Annotated in this window: 17 protein-coding genes; 5 read left to right on the top strand and 12 right to left on the bottom strand. The window is 47.5% G+C overall.

Going from position 1 to position 15,510, the window contains the following annotated elements; genetic code table 11:
• Positions 1 to 64: 64 nt before the first annotated feature.
• On the bottom strand, positions 65 to 1,411 hold the full coding sequence (gene pmbA, locus ICN42_RS08525; RefSeq protein ID WP_216253412.1) for a metalloprotease PmbA: 1,347 nt from the start codon (positions 1,409 to 1,411) through the stop codon (positions 65 to 67).
• Between the two features lie 26 nt (positions 1,412 to 1,437).
• Between pmbA and mog the strand changes: the two genes are divergently transcribed.
• Positions 1,438 to 2,061: a molybdopterin adenylyltransferase gene (mog, locus tag ICN42_RS08520; protein WP_216253410.1), complete on the top strand. Its 624-nt coding sequence runs from the start codon at positions 1,438 to 1,440 to the stop codon at positions 2,059 to 2,061.
• A gap of 72 nt (positions 2,062 to 2,133) precedes the next feature.
• Here mog and orn read toward each other — a convergent pair whose 3' ends face one another.
• Positions 2,134 to 2,721, bottom strand: a complete 588-nt coding sequence (gene orn / locus ICN42_RS08515; protein ID WP_216253406.1) for an oligoribonuclease — start codon at positions 2,719 to 2,721, stop codon at positions 2,134 to 2,136.
• Between the two features lie 15 nt (positions 2,722 to 2,736).
• Here orn and ICN42_RS08510 point away from each other — a divergent pair, with 15 nt between their 5' ends.
• Together ICN42_RS08510 and rsgA are read left to right on the top strand one after the other, a co-directional pair.
• Positions 2,737 to 3,987, top strand: coding sequence for a M48 family metallopeptidase (locus tag ICN42_RS08510; RefSeq protein WP_216253404.1), 1,251 nt, complete (start codon positions 2,737 to 2,739; stop codon positions 3,985 to 3,987).
• Positions 3,988 to 4,002: 15 nt separating this feature from the next.
• Entirely contained in the window at positions 4,003 to 5,016 is a 1,014-nt protein-coding gene (gene rsgA, locus ICN42_RS08505; RefSeq protein ID WP_216253402.1) for a ribosome small subunit-dependent GTPase A, read from the top strand.
• Here rsgA and ICN42_RS08500 read toward each other — a convergent pair.
• From ICN42_RS08500 to rpsP, 6 genes are all read right to left on the bottom strand, one after another.
• The gene (locus ICN42_RS08500) at positions 4,961 to 5,920 is read right to left on the bottom strand and encodes a CobD/CbiB family protein (protein ID WP_216253400.1); all 960 of its coding nucleotides are present in this window, start codon (positions 5,918 to 5,920) and stop codon (positions 4,961 to 4,963) included. The genes rsgA and ICN42_RS08500 overlap by 56 nt on opposite strands.
• Positions 5,917 to 6,654 carry a CoA pyrophosphatase gene (locus ICN42_RS08495; protein WP_216253398.1) on the bottom strand — a complete coding sequence of 246 codons (738 nt, stop codon included), beginning with the start codon at positions 6,652 to 6,654 and terminating at the stop codon, positions 5,917 to 5,919. The genes ICN42_RS08500 and ICN42_RS08495 overlap by 4 nt, the downstream gene beginning before the upstream one ends.
• Positions 6,655 to 6,721: 67 nt before the next feature.
• Complete coding sequence (gene rplS, locus ICN42_RS08490) at positions 6,722 to 7,117, bottom strand: 50S ribosomal protein L19 (protein WP_216253397.1); 396 nt, start codon at positions 7,115 to 7,117, stop codon at positions 6,722 to 6,724.
• Positions 7,118 to 7,244: 127 nt separating this feature from the next.
• Entirely contained in the window at positions 7,245 to 7,991 is a 747-nt protein-coding gene (trmD, locus tag ICN42_RS08485; RefSeq protein WP_216253395.1) for a tRNA (guanosine(37)-N1)-methyltransferase TrmD, read from the bottom strand.
• Positions 7,992 to 8,022: 31 nt separating this feature from the next.
• A complete protein-coding gene (rimM, locus tag ICN42_RS08480; RefSeq protein ID WP_216253393.1) occupies positions 8,023 to 8,586 on the bottom strand; it encodes a ribosome maturation factor RimM in 564 nt (187 codons plus the stop codon).
• Positions 8,587 to 8,679: 93 nt separating this feature from the next.
• A complete protein-coding gene (gene rpsP, locus ICN42_RS08475; protein WP_011902362.1) occupies positions 8,680 to 8,925 on the bottom strand; it encodes a 30S ribosomal protein S16 in 246 nt (81 codons plus the stop codon).
• A 247-nt stretch (positions 8,926 to 9,172) separates the two neighbouring features.
• On the opposite strand from rpsP, the gene ICN42_RS08470 reads away from it, so the two are divergent.
• Complete coding sequence (locus tag ICN42_RS08470; RefSeq protein WP_216253390.1) at positions 9,173 to 9,703, top strand: META domain-containing protein; 531 nt, start codon at positions 9,173 to 9,175, stop codon at positions 9,701 to 9,703.
• 43 nt (positions 9,704 to 9,746) lie between these two features.
• Positions 9,747 to 10,193, top strand: a complete 447-nt coding sequence (locus tag ICN42_RS08465) for a hypothetical protein (protein WP_216253388.1) — start codon at positions 9,747 to 9,749, stop codon at positions 10,191 to 10,193.
• 41 nt (positions 10,194 to 10,234) lie between these two features.
• Here ICN42_RS08465 and ICN42_RS08460 read toward each other — a convergent pair whose 3' ends face one another.
• From ICN42_RS08460 to ICN42_RS08445, 4 genes are read right to left on the bottom strand one after another with little or no spacing between them, the layout of a single operon-like run.
• Complete coding sequence (locus tag ICN42_RS08460; RefSeq protein WP_216253386.1) at positions 10,235 to 12,022, bottom strand: acyl-CoA dehydrogenase; 1,788 nt, start codon at positions 12,020 to 12,022, stop codon at positions 10,235 to 10,237.
• Between the two features lie 54 nt (positions 12,023 to 12,076).
• Positions 12,077 to 13,012, bottom strand: coding sequence for an electron transfer flavoprotein subunit alpha/FixB family protein (locus ICN42_RS08455; RefSeq protein WP_216253384.1), 936 nt, complete (start codon positions 13,010 to 13,012; stop codon positions 12,077 to 12,079).
• Positions 13,013 to 13,762, bottom strand: a complete 750-nt coding sequence (locus tag ICN42_RS08450; RefSeq protein ID WP_216253382.1) for an electron transfer flavoprotein subunit beta/FixA family protein — start codon at positions 13,760 to 13,762, stop codon at positions 13,013 to 13,015.
• A 58-nt stretch (positions 13,763 to 13,820) separates the two neighbouring features.
• Positions 13,821 to 15,473, bottom strand: a complete 1,653-nt coding sequence (locus ICN42_RS08445) for an acyl-CoA synthetase (protein WP_216253381.1) — start codon at positions 15,471 to 15,473, stop codon at positions 13,821 to 13,823.
• Positions 15,474 to 15,510 lie beyond the last annotated feature (37 nt).

The raw sequence follows: 15,510 nt of genomic DNA, 5'->3' as shown, positions 1-15,510 counted from the left end.
CTCCTCCAAAATAGTTTCTTTGTTTTCTTATTGATGTTCTCTGTATCTTTAGGGTATTGCTACTTTACTTTCCACCAACAGTCATGGATCCAATAAGAATGGAGCCCGTTTCTTTAGTTCCACGGATCAATGAATCACTACCAATCATCTGAATATCCATCAACATATCGCGCAGGTTACTAGCAATCGTAATGCCCTCTACTGGATACTGGATCTCACCGTTCTCAACCCAATAACCAAAAGCGCCACGTGAGTAATCGCCTGTAACGTAGTTCACTCCCTGCCCCATAAGCTCAGTAACAAGAAGGCCGGTGCCCATTTCTTTTAAGAGTGCTGGCAATCCACCTTGAGGCGTCTTGCGACTCTGTAATGTCAGATGATGAGAGCCGCCAGCATTGCCGGTGGTTTTCATACCGAGTTTTCTGGCGGAATAGGTGGATAAGAAATAGCCTTGTAAAACACCTTTATCCACTACCGTCCTTGCGGTTGTCTTCACACCCTCTTCATCAAATGGCGCACTTCCTGTCATCGACTTTAGATGGGGATTTTCAAAGAGACTGATGTGCTTTGGTAATACTTGCTTACCTAAGCTATCCAATAGAAAACTGGAGCGACGATACAAAGCTCCACCAGATACCGCCTGCACTAGTCCGCCCAGCAGGCCAGCGGCTAAGGGGGCCTCGAAAATGACTGGGCAGCGTCGAGTAGTTAATGATTTCGCCTTGAGGCGTGAGAGTGCGCGTTCTGCAGCGTACTTTCCAATCGCTGCGGGATCAGCCAACTCTTCAGGGATACGTGAACTGGAATACCAATCATCACGTTGCATGAGTGACTTTTTGCCACCTTCATTTGCAATCGGTGCGCACGAAATATAGTGGCGTGAGAATGGGTAGCCGCCCATAAAGCCGTGACTTGTCCCCATCATAAAATGCGCATGATGTGCTGATACTGAAGCACCATCACTATTTTGAATTTGCTTACTGACCGCAAAGGCAGCGCCTTCAGCAGTACGTGCAATATCGATAGCTGTCGCAGAATCCAAATCCCACGGATGAAATAAATCTAAGTCCAGCGGATGTTTCTCAAGGAGTTCTTTTTCAGCTGGGCCAGCACAAAGATCTTCCGCTGTATGTTGAGCAATATGGTACGCAGCCTCAACCGTAGCCTTAAGAGATTCCTTAGAGAAATCACTGGTACTAGCGTTGCCGCGACGGTGACCTAAAAAGACTGTAACGCCAACCTGCTTGTCCAAGCTTTGCTCTATGGTCTCAACCTCGCCCTTACGGACAGTGACCGAAAGACCTTGCCCCTCGGAAACTTCTGCCACAGCATCCGAGGCGCCCCGCCTCTTAGCCTCCGTGAGCATGAAATCAATGATTTCTTGAAACTGATTTGATGAGTATGTAAACATGCCCTAATAATAGCTAGAATAGAAACATGAAGCATACCGAAGCCTGGAAAAGATCCACCCCCAATGAAATCAAAATTGGTCTGATTTCGATCTCAGATCGAGCAAGCAAGGGTGTTTATACCGATGAGGGCATTCCTGCCCTGCAATTGTGGTTACAGACCGCTATTAGCACCCCCTGCGTCTTTCATGAGCGCCTCATTGCGGATGAGCGCGAGATCATTACTGAAACGATCGTGGAGCTGACTGATGATCTTGGTTGCGATCTAGTCCTCACCACAGGCGGTACAGGGCCTTCTCGACGGGATGTCACCCCTGAGGCCACAAAGGATGCAGGAACCCGGGAAATGCCTGGATTTGGCGAGCAAATGCGTCAAATTAGCCTGCGCTTTGTCCCCACAGGGATTTTATCCCGTCAAACTGCTGTTTTACGAGAAATCGAAGGACATGCTGCCCTTGTCATTAATTTGCCAGGTCAACCCAAATCCATTAAAGAAACACTTGAGGGCTTAAAGGATGTCGAGGGCAAGTCGATTGTTCCAGGTATCTTTGCCGCCGTTCCCTACTGCATTGATCTGATCGGTGGCCCTTACATAGAAACCGATGAAGCCATCGTCAAGGCTTTTAGGCCGAAAAGCGCGATCAAGAAATAAGGTAAGCATTCATTTTGAGAAATACAAAAAGGGTCTATTACTAGACCCTGTTTCTTATTAAGCGCACCAAAATTACTCCGGCAAAGGCACAATAAACTTGTCTCGGTAGTACTTAAGCTCTTCAATAGATTCTTCAATATCTGCCAAAGCGGTATGCGCTTGTTTTTTAGTAAAGCCCTTTACCAACTCGGGATGCCAGCGTTTGCAAAGCTCCTTGAGAGTGGAAACGTCAATATTCCGATAATGAAAGAATGCCTCTAGTTTTGGCATGTACTTCGCCATAAAGCGACGATCTTGACCAATCGTGTTGCCACACATCGGCGCAATCCCTGGTTTGATGTATTTCTTTAGGAAAGCAATACATTCCGCTTCAGCGGTCGACTCATCGGTTGTTGATGCCTTGACCTTATCAATGAGGCCAGAGCGTCCGTGAGTGCCCTTATTCCATGCATCCATCGCATCAAGCAAGGAGTCATCCTGGTGAATTACCCAAACAGGGGCCGTGGCGATGGTATTGAGATGGGCATCAGTCACGATCACGGCAATTTCCAAAATCCGCTCTTTTTCAGGGTCTAGGCCTGACATCTCCATGTCCACCCAAATGAGGTGTTCATTGGCTGGCGCCGTCTTTGCTGCTGGGGTAACTGTTTTTTCACTCATATCTATAATCATCTCATGACATTCACAATTGTTTTTCTAATCGCCTTCATCGCCAGCTTTGGTCTACGCCACTGGTTATCCCAACGCCAAATTCGTCACGTCGCTATCAACCGTGATGTAGTGCCTGCCGAGTTCGCCTCTCAGATCTCTTTGGCGGATCATCAAAAGGCTGCCGACTATACGATCGCCAAACTGCGTCTGGGTATTTTAGAGAATGGTGTCAGCGCTATTATTTTGATCGGCTTCACACTCTTGGGCGGCCTGCAGATTCTGAACATCGCCCTTCTGCAACTATTGGGTGAAGGCATTGCGCAGCAAATTGCTTTACTTGTATCGATTGTGCTCATCTCCGGAATCATTGACCTCCCCTTCTCTTGGTATAAGCAGTTTTATCTAGAAGAGCGCTTTGGTTTTAATCGTATGAATAAGAAATTATTCTTTGCCGACATGTTTAAAGGCATTGGTGTTGGCAGCGCAATTGGCGTTCCCCTCCTCTGGGTCATTCTGAGCCTCATGGCTCAGGCAGGTGATCTTTGGTGGCTTTGGGCTTGGGGTGTTCTGACTGCTTTCAGTCTCTTGATGCAGTGGATATTCCCAACCTTTATCGCACCCATTTTTAATAAGTTTCAAGCTCTCGAAGACGGGCCACTCAAGACACAAATCGAAGCCTTGTTACGCCGCTGTGATTTCGCAAGCCAAGGACTCTTCGTAATGGATGGCGGCAAACGCAGTGCGCATGGCAATGCATTTTTTGCCGGGATGGGCAAAGCTAAACGCATTGTATTTTTTGATACCTTGATTGAGAAACTCAATCCTGGCGAAGTAGAGGCTGTACTAGCTCATGAGCTCGGTCACTATAAGTGCAACCATATCCGCAAACGCTTATTAGTTTCTTTTGCTTTGAGCTTCGCTACCTTTGCACTCTTGGGATGGATTAGTACTCAAGCTTGGTTCTATAGTGATCTTGGTGTGATGCCCAACCCTAATGGCTATAACGGCGGTCTGGCTTTGGCACTCTTTATGCTGGTATCCCCCGTATTTAGCTTCTTCCTAACTCCACTATCTAGCCTAGCCTCACGCAAACATGAATACGAGGCTGATGGCTTTGCTGCGGATAAATCTTCCGCACCAGATTTGATCTCCGCCCTAGTCAAGCTCTATCAGGACAATGCTTCTACCTTGACACCAGACCCAATCTATACCGCTTTTTACAGTTCACATCCACCCGCTCCATTGCGCATCGCTAATCTCAAGCGATTTAGCTAAGAGGTATTTGAACTAATGGAACAATTTCATGCGCTACTTACTGCCTCCTATGGAAGGCATTATCTAGCGCAGCGCTTAGTAAAAGATGAGCGCGGTAATGAATCCCCTGTTGGTGAATTAATTCAGGTGAGCACGCCAGCTAAGCAGCACATTGGCGCAGTGGGGGATCGGATGTTGCTAGAGATGACCTCCGCGGATCAAGCGCGCATTATTCGCATCGAGCCAAGGGAAAACTTACTCTATCGCTCCGATGCCTTTAAGAGCAAGTTGATTGCCTCAAATGTGGATCAAATTTTGGTAGTCCTCGCCACGCAACCCGCCTTCTCTCCAGATCTTTTGGGTAGGGCCGTGGTTGCCGCAGAGACCAATCAAATTGGTTTACACATTCTTCTGAATAAGTGTGATCTCAAGGATAACTTAGAACATGCCCGCAAAATTATTGCGCCCTACGCACGCATGGGCTATCCCGTTACCGAGGTATCAGCCAAGTTTGATGAAGCCTCTATAGAGGCCTTACGCCCTGCTATTTGCGGCAAAGTTTCAGTGTTTGTAGGTCAATCCGGTATGGGCAAATCTAGCTTACTGAATGCCTGGGTTCCCAATGCGGCAGCCATCACTCAAGAGTATTCAGTACGCTTAGATACCGGCAAACACACCACCACTGCTTGCCGCTACTTTGAGCTACCTGAGGCTTGGGGACGTGATGCCAGTGGCAAATTGGGTGCTTTAATTGATTCTCCAGGCTTTCAGGAGTTTGGCTTAGCTCACATGTCCGTTAGCGAACTAGAGCATGCCTTTAGAGAGTTTCATGACTTACTGGGCAAGTGTCGCTTTCATAACTGCGCGCACCAGTCAGAACCTGATTGCGCAATACGAGAAGCCGTCGACAGAAATGAAATAGCGCCAGAAAGACTGGCGCTATTTAGGCAATTGCGTTCCGACTCAAAGACCGCCGATACGCAGATTCAGGGAATTAGCCAAGCCAAAGAGCGATGGTCAGCATTAGCAATAAAGCCATCCAAGCGATAACGAGGCGCCAAACCAAACCAATTGCAGAGCGCATGGTGCGCTCATTTGGCTCAAGACCCACTTCGTAAACCACGGGCTCACCAGCTTCAGCCATACGTAAAGCTTCATCACTATCAGGCTCGCTCATAGGCTCACCAAGCCGAACACCTAAGGCGCCACTTCCTGACGCCAAGATCACCGCTGACAAAGAATCAGACCATTTACCAGTCAGGTAACGCCATGCATAAACAGCGCCCTCAAAGTTACCGACAATCGCAAAGCCCATTGCTGTGATGCGTGCAGGTACCCAATCTAATACGTAAAAGAAATGACGTGCGGCCTCACTTAAATTAAAGTCACCTTTTTCAGACCAGCGCTGAGCGGCAGTGTCAGCTAAGCGATATAGCACCACGCCTGCAGGTCCCATTGGCATTAAGAACCAAAATAAGACACCAAATACATGATGATGGGAGCCGATGATGGCGCGCTCTAAGGCAAGTGAAATCACTTCAGTCTCAGTGAGATTGGAAGCATCTAATTCAGGGCCATACCATTCGGTTAATGCCTGGCGAGCTGCCGGCAAGTCATGATTTGCAATCGCTTCATGTACTGCGGTAAAGGAATGGCTAAATTGGCGAAAGCCAAAAAATAAATACGCGATTAAAACGTTCCACAAAAAACCTAAGATCGGATACGTCACCATGAAGACAACATAGATCACGAATACTAGGAACGTTGGCAATATAAAGGCAACCAGGCACGCCATACGCGCGCCAACAGGACTTGCACCTTGTTCAGTCTTACCGCCGAATTCGCCGGCGACCCAATCTAACCAGCGAGCGCTCATGCGCGCGATCCAATGGGTCGAGGTTACTGGGCGATATTGCTCAGCAATGAGGGCGAAGAGAATAGAAAAGAAAGTCATACTTTTAATAAATGATAAAGGTTACGCAACATACCCGCAGTAGCACCCCAGATAAAACGATTTTCATAGGGCATTGAATAAAACCGACGACCACCCTGATCACTCTCCCAGACCCGCACTTGATGATTAGCTGGATCCATTAAAAAATGTAAAGGCACTTCAAAAACATCTGCCACTTCAAAAGCATCTAAGACATATTCTGCCTGAGGTTTTACCAATCCCACAACTGGCGTAACACTATAGCCCGAAACGGTTAAATACTGGGGTAAATGGCCAATGATCTCCACAGCAGCTCGATCAAGCCCAATCTCCTCTTCGCTCTCCCGCAAAGCAGTGTCATCAGGATTAACATCCCCCGGATCAATGCGCCCGCCTGGAAAGCTGATTTGACCAGCATGATCATGCAAATGATCCGTCCTCTGCGTTAGCAAGACAGATAAGCCCTCCTCCCTCAGCAGCAAAGGGATTAACACTGCTGCACGGGTTATCTTCCCAGCCACCTGACGCCTAGCAATAATGTCTGCGGCTATCACATGTCGATTCTCATCAGTAATCTCTGGCTGCCACACAGGGGGGTTCAGAAATCTATTCCTCAGAGAGGATGGGTCTAATGCATGCTTAGCTACCTTGACCTGGTGCTCACACACCTCATGAATTGGAATAGCTTGCGCGTCGAAACCCGCAGGCACAGCAACGCTTAGCCTATGCTCTTGGGGTTTAGGATTTTTTGGCATGAGCTTATTTTAGGATAATAAAAAAGGCAGCCAAGGCCGCCTTCTTTTTGGATTAAAGCAAACCTGATTACGCTACTGTCTCAGCAACTACTTTAACTTTGCGCGCAGGAAGTTTTTCTTTAATACGTGCAGACTTACCAGAACGATCACGCAAGTAGTACAGCTTCGCGCGACGTACATCACCGCGACGCTTCACTTCAATGCTAGCGATCAATGGTGAGTAAGTTTGGAATGTACGCTCTACACCTTCGCCAGATGAAATCTTGCGAACGATAAAGCTGGAATTCAGTCCACGATTGCGCTTGGCAATCACAACACCTTCAAAGGCCTGGGTACGCTTACGTGTACCTTCAACTACGTTTACACCAACAACTACTGTGTCGCCAGGAGCAAATGTAGGAAGCGCTTTGTTAGCACTTAGGCGAGCAATTTCTTCTTGCTCAATTTTTTCGATCAAATTCATTATTAATCCTTAAACATCTTGTCAGCGTTTTATCCCGAGACTTTCATCAACGGACCAGACAGAGGATGCAGTTAAAACCATTTCACTAAATCAAGACACAAACCACTTCATTCAAAACCATAATTACTTACAGCGTTCGAAGAAATTGCTCATCTTCTTTACTTAGCAACCCATTAGCTCTTGCTGATTTAATTAAATCAGGTCTGAGCCTTAGCGTCAGCTTTAAAGACTGCTGCCGACGCCAATCCGCTATTTTAGCGTGATGTCCGCCCAAAAGCACGTCTGGGACAGATAAATTTTCATATATTTCAGGGCGGGTGTAGTGCGGATAGTCCAAAAGGCCATTCATAAAGCTGTCTTGAACGGCAGATTCACCATCCCCTAAGGCCCCAGGAATGAGACGAATGACTGCATCCATCATGGTCATAGCAGGCAATTCCCCACCAGAAACCACAAAATCGCCCATAGAAAGCTGTAAATCCACATTTCGATCGATAAAACGCTGGTCTACAGCCTCGTATCGACCGCAAACAAAAGTTAAATTTCCGTAATTGAGGATATCTGTCGCTAGCTTCTGAGAAAAGACCTCTCCTTGAGGAGCTAAGAGGCAAATAGGGCCAGAGACGATGTTTTGGGTCTGATGAGCTAATTTAAGGGCAGATATCGTATCTTCCAATGGTTTAGCCATCATGACCATGCCAGGACCGCCGCCATAAGCACGGTCGTCTACAGTTTTACGAGGATCAAGGCAATAATCTCGAGGATTCCAGAGGTTCACACTAGCAAGGCCTTGCTCACAGGCACGCCCAGTAATGCCCCATTGCGTCAAAGCAGAGAACATTTCAGGAAATAAGGTGACTACATCAAAGCGCATATTGGAAATTGAAGATCAATGACGATTGAAATTACCAGTCGGACTGCCAATCCAGTGCAATCAGCCTGTTAGGCAAATCAACGTTTTGTACCGCTTCTTTTACGAAGGGTACCAACTGTTTCGCTACTTTAGTTTCTGGGTCACCAAGAGAAATAATTCCATGAGCGCCGTTGTCGTTAATGTCAATTACTTCACCCAGACTTTCGCCCTGAAGATTGATTGCTTTACAACCAATGAGATCAACCCAGTAATAACTATCACTCTCTGCTTTTGGAAATGCATTGCGAGCAACCAAGATACGAGCGCCTTTTAAAGCTTCAGCTTGATCACGATCAGTAATGCCGTCCAAGGCAATCACCACGGTGCCACTATGCATCTTCGCCTGCTTCACCTTATACAGCTTTAATGAAGCCTGCTCATGAGACGCAGCGACACCCGCACTCCGCCTAGGAATGAGAGACAGCCAAAGTTCTTTGCTAGATAAGAGGGCTACTGGATCTGAGGAATGAGGACGAACCTTAATCTGACCCTGTAAGCCTTGAGCATCCTGGACTGCGCCAAGCTCAATCAAATCATCTAGGGAAGGTTTATTCATATTGAAACCACCTCAACTCCCCAAATAACACTACAAGTAAATTCTGCTGCCAAAGACTTCATCACTAAGACAAAGTCTTTGGATTTGAAGTCTTTAGACTGCAGGATTGTTTTTGATCAAACGAACTACTGTTGGAGAGATCTGAGCGCCAACACCAGTCCAATAGGTCAAACGATCTTGAGCGATACGCATTGCTTGCTCAGTCGCTGCTGCCTGTGGATTGAAGTAACCAATACGCTCAATAAAGTTCGAGTCGCGACGATTGCGCTTGTCTGTAGCCACGATGCTATAAAAAGGGCGCTTCTTTGAACCGCCGCGTGCCAGTCGAATGACGACCATACTTATTCCTTAAAATCTAAAATGAAAACAGGTTGATTACAACCCAATGAAATTACTACAAAATCCTGGGCTTCAGCTAACTGCGCAAATTAACAAAACAAATGCACGGTATAGCGGAAAACCTCATATTCTAGACGAAAACCCCTACTTGATCCACCTATTTAAGCGCTCCCCTATTTGGCTTCAACAGTAGAATAGAATGCAGTCAATCATAAAATAATTATTAAAAACAGTAACTTACAGAAATATGCCTCTTAAAATCTCGAATTTCAGACCCTCTAAAAGTGCTCTAAACAGCTTATTTCTGACTTTTTCTTGCCTTGGATTGAGCTTTTTGACGGCCTGCGCCAACATCATCCCACCCTGTAACGCGAAGGTTAGCCCTCCTAGCAGTGAATTCCGGAACACAAAATGGGAGCTAGTTCGCTGGAACCTTGCCCCAAATGCTAGAGGCGAGGTGCGCGCTCGTCAAATTCCTCAAGGCGACAATAGCAATCCAATCCAAATCATTTTTGACGCTAATGCTGAGCGAGTTAGCGGGTCTACGGGCTGCAATCGCTTTACCGCACGTATTACAGAAGATGCCAGAGGCTTTACCCTAGATCAAATCGCCAGTACGAAGATGGCTTGCGCGCCACAACGCATGGAGCTAGAAAATGACTTTCTCTACGAGCTAGCTGATTACAGGACACTTGTTCGCAACGGCGATCAACTCCTGATGATTGGCGCGGATCGAGAAGTCCTCAGCTTTATGCAAAAAAGTAATTCAACAAAATAAAATATCGCACCACTACAAGATAAGTTCATCACTGAAAGTCTGAATGAAAAAATACAAACTCCTATTCTGCTCACTCGGATTATTTTTTCCAGGAACTGGATTTAACTGTTTTTATTTGCAAGGATTGAAATCCTTTTGGGGCTGGGCACAACTACTGTCATTTGTTGGTGGAATCGCCGGTTGGTTCATTCTCAAAGAAGCGCACTTCCACTCTGCCCCAGGCTGGGTTCTAGTTACCTTCGGCCTCATTACCCTCGAAGCAAGTTGGTTAACCACCATTGCCTATGGCCTACGTGCTGATGAAAAGTGGGATGCCCAATTTAACCCAACTTTAGATCCAAGTAGAGCCACCAAATCAGGCTGGCCTGTTGTGTTGACCGTGATCTTTTCTTTGGTGTTAGGCGCTGGCGTGATGATGACGTTCTTAGCCATTGCCTTTGAACAATTCTTCATCTCGCAACTTCAGGAAGCAAAAAAGCTATCCCAATAATGCGGATAGCTTTTTGATGAGCGGTGACAGTTTTTTAAATCTTAAAACTGCTCCACTGTCAGCGCATTAGTAGATTGACCGCTCTCTAAGATCGAAGTTGCCAGAGCCTGAGACTGTGGCAATAGATTCTCCGCAAAGAAGCGCGCTGTAGCAATTTTGGCGTCATAGAAATTGGGGTCGCCTGCGCGTAACTCTTGTGCCGCCAATAAAGCGCGTGCCATTTGCCATGCTCCCAATGCCAGACCACATAAACGTAAGTAAGCAAAGCTGCCTGCATAGACTGCTTTGATATCTGTCTTTGCATTCGCCACAATATATGCAACAGTCGATTCAAAGGCAATCCGTGCTGGCGTCAATTGCTTCAATACTGCTTTTGCATCTGCAGTGCCGCTACTGGCCAGATCTTTTTCAGTTTGCTGGATTTTCTCTGAGAATAGCTTTGCAGTAGCGCCGCCGTCACGAACTGTTTTTCTACCAATTAAATCATTTGCCTGAATAGCGGTAGTGCCTTCATAGATCGTCAGAATGCGAGCATCACGATAGTGCTGTGCCGCGCCCGTCTCTTCAATGAAACCCATACCCCCATGCACTTGAACACCCAAGCTTGCAACCTCTATCGACATCTCAGTCGAGAAGCCTTTCACAATCGGCACCAGAAACTCATAAACCGCTTGGTTCTGCTTACGGGCCGTTTCGTCAGGAGATGCATGCTGAGCATCGTAAGCAGCAGCAGCGTAATACGCCAAGGCTCTAGAGGCCTCAATATAACCCCGCATCGTCATCAACATCCGCTTGACATCAGGCTGATGAATGATTGCTACTGGGCCTGGTGAACCCGCCAGGTCACGACTCTGAACTCGATCTTTTGCATACTGCACTGCTTTTTGATATGCACGCTCTGCAACCGCAATCCCCTGCATGCCAACCGCAAAGCGAGCTGCATTCATCATGACAAACATATATTCTAGGCCGCGATTTTCTTCGCCTACCAAGTAGCCAGTTGCGCCACCATGATCGCCAAATTGCAGGACCGCGGTTGGGCTAGCCTTAATACCAAGCTTATGCTCAATTGAGACGCAGTGAACATCATTACGCGCACCAAGCGAACCATCCGCATTTACCAAAAACTTAGGCACCACAAATAAAGAGATGCCCTTCACGCCTTCTGGCGCATCTGGCGTTCTCGCCAATACGAGATGGGCAATATTCTTTGCCATATCGTGCTCGCCGTAGGTAATGTAGATTTTGGTACCGAAAATTTTATAGGTGCCATCCGCTTCAGGCAATGCGCGGGAGCGCACCATCGATAAGTCAGAGCCTGCTTGAGGCTCCGTGAGACACATGGATCCAGTCCACTCCCCAGAAATCATTTTGGGTACGTAGCGCTCTTGCAGCTCAGGGCTTGCTGCGGTCAGGAGAGCCTCAATCGCACCATCGGTCAGCATCGGGCACAAAGCAAATGACAGGCTTGCGGAGTGAACCATCTCAAAGCAAGCAGTGGCAATGAGCTTCGGCAAGCCTTGGCCGCCAAATTCTGCAGGGTGTACAACACCCTGCCAACCCGCTGCAGCAAATTGCTCAAAGGCCGCTTTAAAGCCTGGAGCGGTTGTGACAACACCGTCTTTTAGTGAGCTAGGATTTTGATCGCTTGACCAATTTAGTGGCGCTACAACATCTTGATTAAATTTAGCAGACTCTTCCAGAATCGCTGGGGCTAAATCGACATCGGCACCAGCCTCAGCATAAGAGGGATAGGAAACAACCTCCGATAGCCCCGCTAGTTCGTTCATCACAAATAGCATGTCTTTTACTGGGGCTACGTACGGCATAAGTATTCCTATAGATCAGAGATGGGGTAATTGAAGAAGTGCCTTCGACAGGTTTTAACCGAGTAAGTTAGTCAGCTCAGGAACAGCGGTATTTAAGTCCGCTACCAAGCCGTAATCCGCCACACTAAAGATCGGAGCTTCAGGATCTTTGTTAATCGCTACGATTACTTTAGAGTCTTTCATACCAGCTAGATGTTGGATCGCGCCCGAGATACCAACAGCAATATAAAGCTGTGGGGCAACGATCTTACCGGTCTGACCAACTTGATAGTCATTAGGGACATAACCAGCATCCACTGCCGCACGTGAGGCACCTAGAGCGGCACCCAGCTTATCAGCGAGGGGTACAACGATCTCTTGATATTTCTCACCAGAGCCTAAGCCACGACCGCCAGAAACAATAATCTTGGCAGCAGTCAACTCCGGACGATCTGACTTAGTAAGCTCGCGACCCACGAAAGAAGATTTACCAGAAACCTCAATAGCCGCTTGTTTTTCCACTGCAGCTGAGCCACCATTTGCGGCAACTGGATCAAAGCCAGTTGTTCGAACGGTAATTACTTTAACTGGGTCTGCAGATTGCACAGTAGCAATCGCATTACCCGCATAAATCGGACGCTCGAAAGTATCGGCACTAATCACTTTAGTAATGTCAGATAACTGAGCAACATCTAACTTCGCTGCGATACGTGGCAATACATTTTTGCCATTCGCGGTGGCTGGCGCCAAGATGTGACTGTAGCCACCAGCGATCGCTACAACTTGAGCGGCCAATGGTTCAGCAAGTTGATCAGCCAGAGACGCCGCATCCACCTGAATCACTTTGCGCACCCCAGCAATTTGAGCGGCGGCAGAAGCAACGGCATCAGCGCCGCTACCAGCAACCAACACATCCACCTCAGGGGAGCACTGCAGAGCAGCAGCTACCGCGTTGAGCGTAGCTGCTTTTAAGGAAATATTGTCATGTTCAGCAATAACGAGTGCGGCCATTTAAATTACCTTCGCTTCATTTTTAAGTTTATCTACCAAGGCCGCTACATCTGCCACCATCACGCCAGCAGAGCGTTTTGGCGGCTCCTCTACTTTGAGGGTTTTGAGACGAGGGGCAATATCAACACCGAGCTCCTCAGGTTTGACAATATCCAAGGTCTTCTTCTTGGCTTTCATGATGTTTGGCAAAGTTACATAACGTGGCTCATTTAAACGCAAGTCGGTTGTAATGACTGCGGGCAAAGTGATCGCGATGGTTTCTAAGCCGCCATCTACCTCGCGCGTCACACTCGCTTTACCATCAGCAACCACCACTTTGGAAGCAAAAGTCGCTTGTGGAATATCTAGCAGACTCGCCAACATTTGACCAGTTTGATTACTATCATCATCAATCGCCTGCTTACCCAAGATAACAATCTGGGCTTGCTCTTTTTCAGAAAGCGCTTTGAGAATTTTCGCAACAGCTAAAGGCTGTAGCTCAGCATCGGTTTCTACCAAGATCGCACGATCGGCACCAATCGCTAAAGCGGTACGCAGCGTTTCTTGACACTGAGTAGGGCCAGCAGAAACGACGACCACCTCGGTGGCGACGCCCGCCTCTTTTAAGCGAACCGCTTCCTCTACTGCGATTTCATCAAAAGGATTCATACTCATTTTGACGTTAGCCAGATCGACACCAGACTTATCTGATTTCACTCGTATTTTCACGTTGTAATCAACAACGCGCTTCACTGCTACTAAGATTTTCATGCTTGATTCTCTATTTTTGAGTAACTCTTCTATTTTATCCGCCTAGCGATGCCTAAGGCTAGACATCGATTGCTGAAGCTGAGCCCGCCTGCTTGCGAAGCTCAAACTTCTGGATCTTGCCAGTAGAGGTCTTTGGTAGCTCGCAAAACACAATTGCCCTTGGCACCTTAAAACCAGCCAGATGCTGCTTACAATGAGCAATGATGTCGGCTGGCGTCACCTCCATACCTGGCTTGATTTCCAAGAAGGCGCAAGGCGTCTCACCCCACTTAGGATCGGGCTTCGCAACCACCGCTGCAGCTATTACTGCTGGGTGGCGATACAGAACGTCTTCCACCTCTACAGAGGAAATATTTTCTCCGCCAGAAATGATGATGTCCTTACTGCGATCCTTCATCTTTACATAGCCATCGGGATTCATCACAGCCAAATCTCCCGAATGAAACCAGCCACCCTCAAAGGCCTCTTTGGTGGCCTTCTCATTTTTCAGGTAGCCCTTCATAGCGATATTGCCCTTAAACATAATCTCGCCCATCGTCTCGCCATCAGCAGGCACAGGCTCGAGAGTTTCAGGATCAAGTACGGCAATCGCCTGCTGCATGTGATAACGAACGCCTTGGCGTGCATTCAGGCGGGCTCTCTCGCCGATATCAAGGTCATTCCATTCATCTTGCTTAACGCAGACCGCTGCAGGGCCATAGACTTCAGTTAGGCCGTAAACGTGCGTTAGATCGAAACCTAGATTTTCCATGCCTTCAATAATCGAGGCTGGAGGCGCAGCACCTGCGATCAAGCCTTTGACACCTGTAGGCACGCCCTCTTTTAATTCATCAGGAGCATTCACTAACAGGTTATGCACAATCGGAGCCGCGCAGTAATGAGTGACATTGTGTTCTTTAATGGCAGCAAAAATATGTTGCGCATCCACACGACGCAGGCAAACATTAATGCCGGCCCGCGCTGCTACTGTCCACGGGAAACACCAGCCATTGCAATGGAACATCGGAAGGGTCCAAAGGTAGGTAGGATGCTTATTAATATCCCAGTCCAGAATATTCGATACCGCATTAATCGCCGCACCACGATGGTGATACACGACCCCTTTTGGATTGCCCGTAGTTCCCGAGGTGTAGTTCAGGCAAATAGCTTGCCATTCATCCGCGGGGACTTGCCAAGCGAACTGAGGATCGCCCTCAGATAAGAGCTTTTCATAGGTTAATTTGCCCAGTTTTTCACCAGGAACATCAAATTCTTTTTCCTCGACATCAATGACTAGGAACTCGCGACCACTTTCTTGTTTAGCAAGCTCAAGGGCTTTTTTCATCACCCCTGAGAACTCAGGATCTACGATCACCACTTTTGCTTCACCGTGATTCAACATAAAGGCAACTGACTCTGGATCAAGGCGTGTATTCAGAGCATTTAACACTGCTCCAGCCATCGGAATTCCGAAATGTGCTTCAACCATTGGTGGCGTATTGGGCAACATCACTGCAACAGTGTCTCCCAAGCCAATACCATGCTTTTGTAGAGCGCTTGCTAGGCGACGGCAACGATCATAGGTCTGACTCCAAGTCTGACGTAGCTTGCCATGAATAATTGCCAAGCGATCTGGATACACTTCAGCTGATCGCTCAAGAAATAATAGTGGGGTAATCGGAGTGAAGTTCGCTGGGTTGCGTTCTAAACCCTGCTCAAAAATATTAGCCATGCGTTCCTTGAATATTGATCTTTTTTAAATCTAATTA

This window comes from Polynucleobacter sp. 71A-WALBACH (genome assembly GCF_018882365.1).
Classification (GTDB): domain Bacteria; phylum Pseudomonadota; class Gammaproteobacteria; order Burkholderiales; family Burkholderiaceae; genus Polynucleobacter.
The sequence above is the reverse complement of the archived record's forward strand: the minus strand, read 5'-3'. Positions and strand labels throughout refer to the sequence as shown.

Coding starts and splice junctions, on each gene's coding strand:
- pmbA (WP_216253412.1), bottom strand. CDS start 1,411: ATGTTTACATACTCATCAAATCAGTTTCAAGAAATCATTGATTTCATG.
- mog (WP_216253410.1), top strand. CDS start 1,438: ATGAAGCATACCGAAGCCTGGAAAAGATCCACCCCCAATGAAATCAAA.
- orn (WP_216253406.1), bottom strand. CDS start 2,721: ATGAGTGAAAAAACAGTTACCCCAGCAGCAAAGACGGCGCCAGCCAAT.
- ICN42_RS08510 (WP_216253404.1), top strand. CDS start 2,737: ATGACATTCACAATTGTTTTTCTAATCGCCTTCATCGCCAGCTTTGGT.
- rsgA (WP_216253402.1), top strand. CDS start 4,003: ATGGAACAATTTCATGCGCTACTTACTGCCTCCTATGGAAGGCATTAT.
- ICN42_RS08500 (WP_216253400.1), bottom strand. CDS start 5,920: ATGACTTTCTTTTCTATTCTCTTCGCCCTCATTGCTGAGCAATATCGC.
- ICN42_RS08495 (WP_216253398.1), bottom strand. CDS start 6,654: ATGCCAAAAAATCCTAAACCCCAAGAGCATAGGCTAAGCGTTGCTGTG.
- rplS (WP_216253397.1), bottom strand. CDS start 7,117: ATGAATTTGATCGAAAAAATTGAGCAAGAAGAAATTGCTCGCCTAAGT.
- trmD (WP_216253395.1), bottom strand. CDS start 7,991: ATGCGCTTTGATGTAGTCACCTTATTTCCTGAAATGTTCTCTGCTTTG.
- rimM (WP_216253393.1), bottom strand. CDS start 8,586: ATGAATAAACCTTCCCTAGATGATTTGATTGAGCTTGGCGCAGTCCAG.
- rpsP (WP_011902362.1), bottom strand. CDS start 8,925: ATGGTCGTCATTCGACTGGCACGCGGCGGTTCAAAGAAGCGCCCTTTT.
- ICN42_RS08470 (WP_216253390.1), top strand. CDS start 9,173: ATGCCTCTTAAAATCTCGAATTTCAGACCCTCTAAAAGTGCTCTAAAC.
- ICN42_RS08465 (WP_216253388.1), top strand. CDS start 9,747: ATGAAAAAATACAAACTCCTATTCTGCTCACTCGGATTATTTTTTCCA.
- ICN42_RS08460 (WP_216253386.1), bottom strand. CDS start 12,022: ATGCCGTACGTAGCCCCAGTAAAAGACATGCTATTTGTGATGAACGAA.
- ICN42_RS08455 (WP_216253384.1), bottom strand. CDS start 13,012: ATGGCCGCACTCGTTATTGCTGAACATGACAATATTTCCTTAAAAGCA.
- ICN42_RS08450 (WP_216253382.1), bottom strand. CDS start 13,762: ATGAAAATCTTAGTAGCAGTGAAGCGCGTTGTTGATTACAACGTGAAA.
- ICN42_RS08445 (WP_216253381.1), bottom strand. CDS start 15,473: ATGGCTAATATTTTTGAGCAGGGTTTAGAACGCAACCCAGCGAACTTC.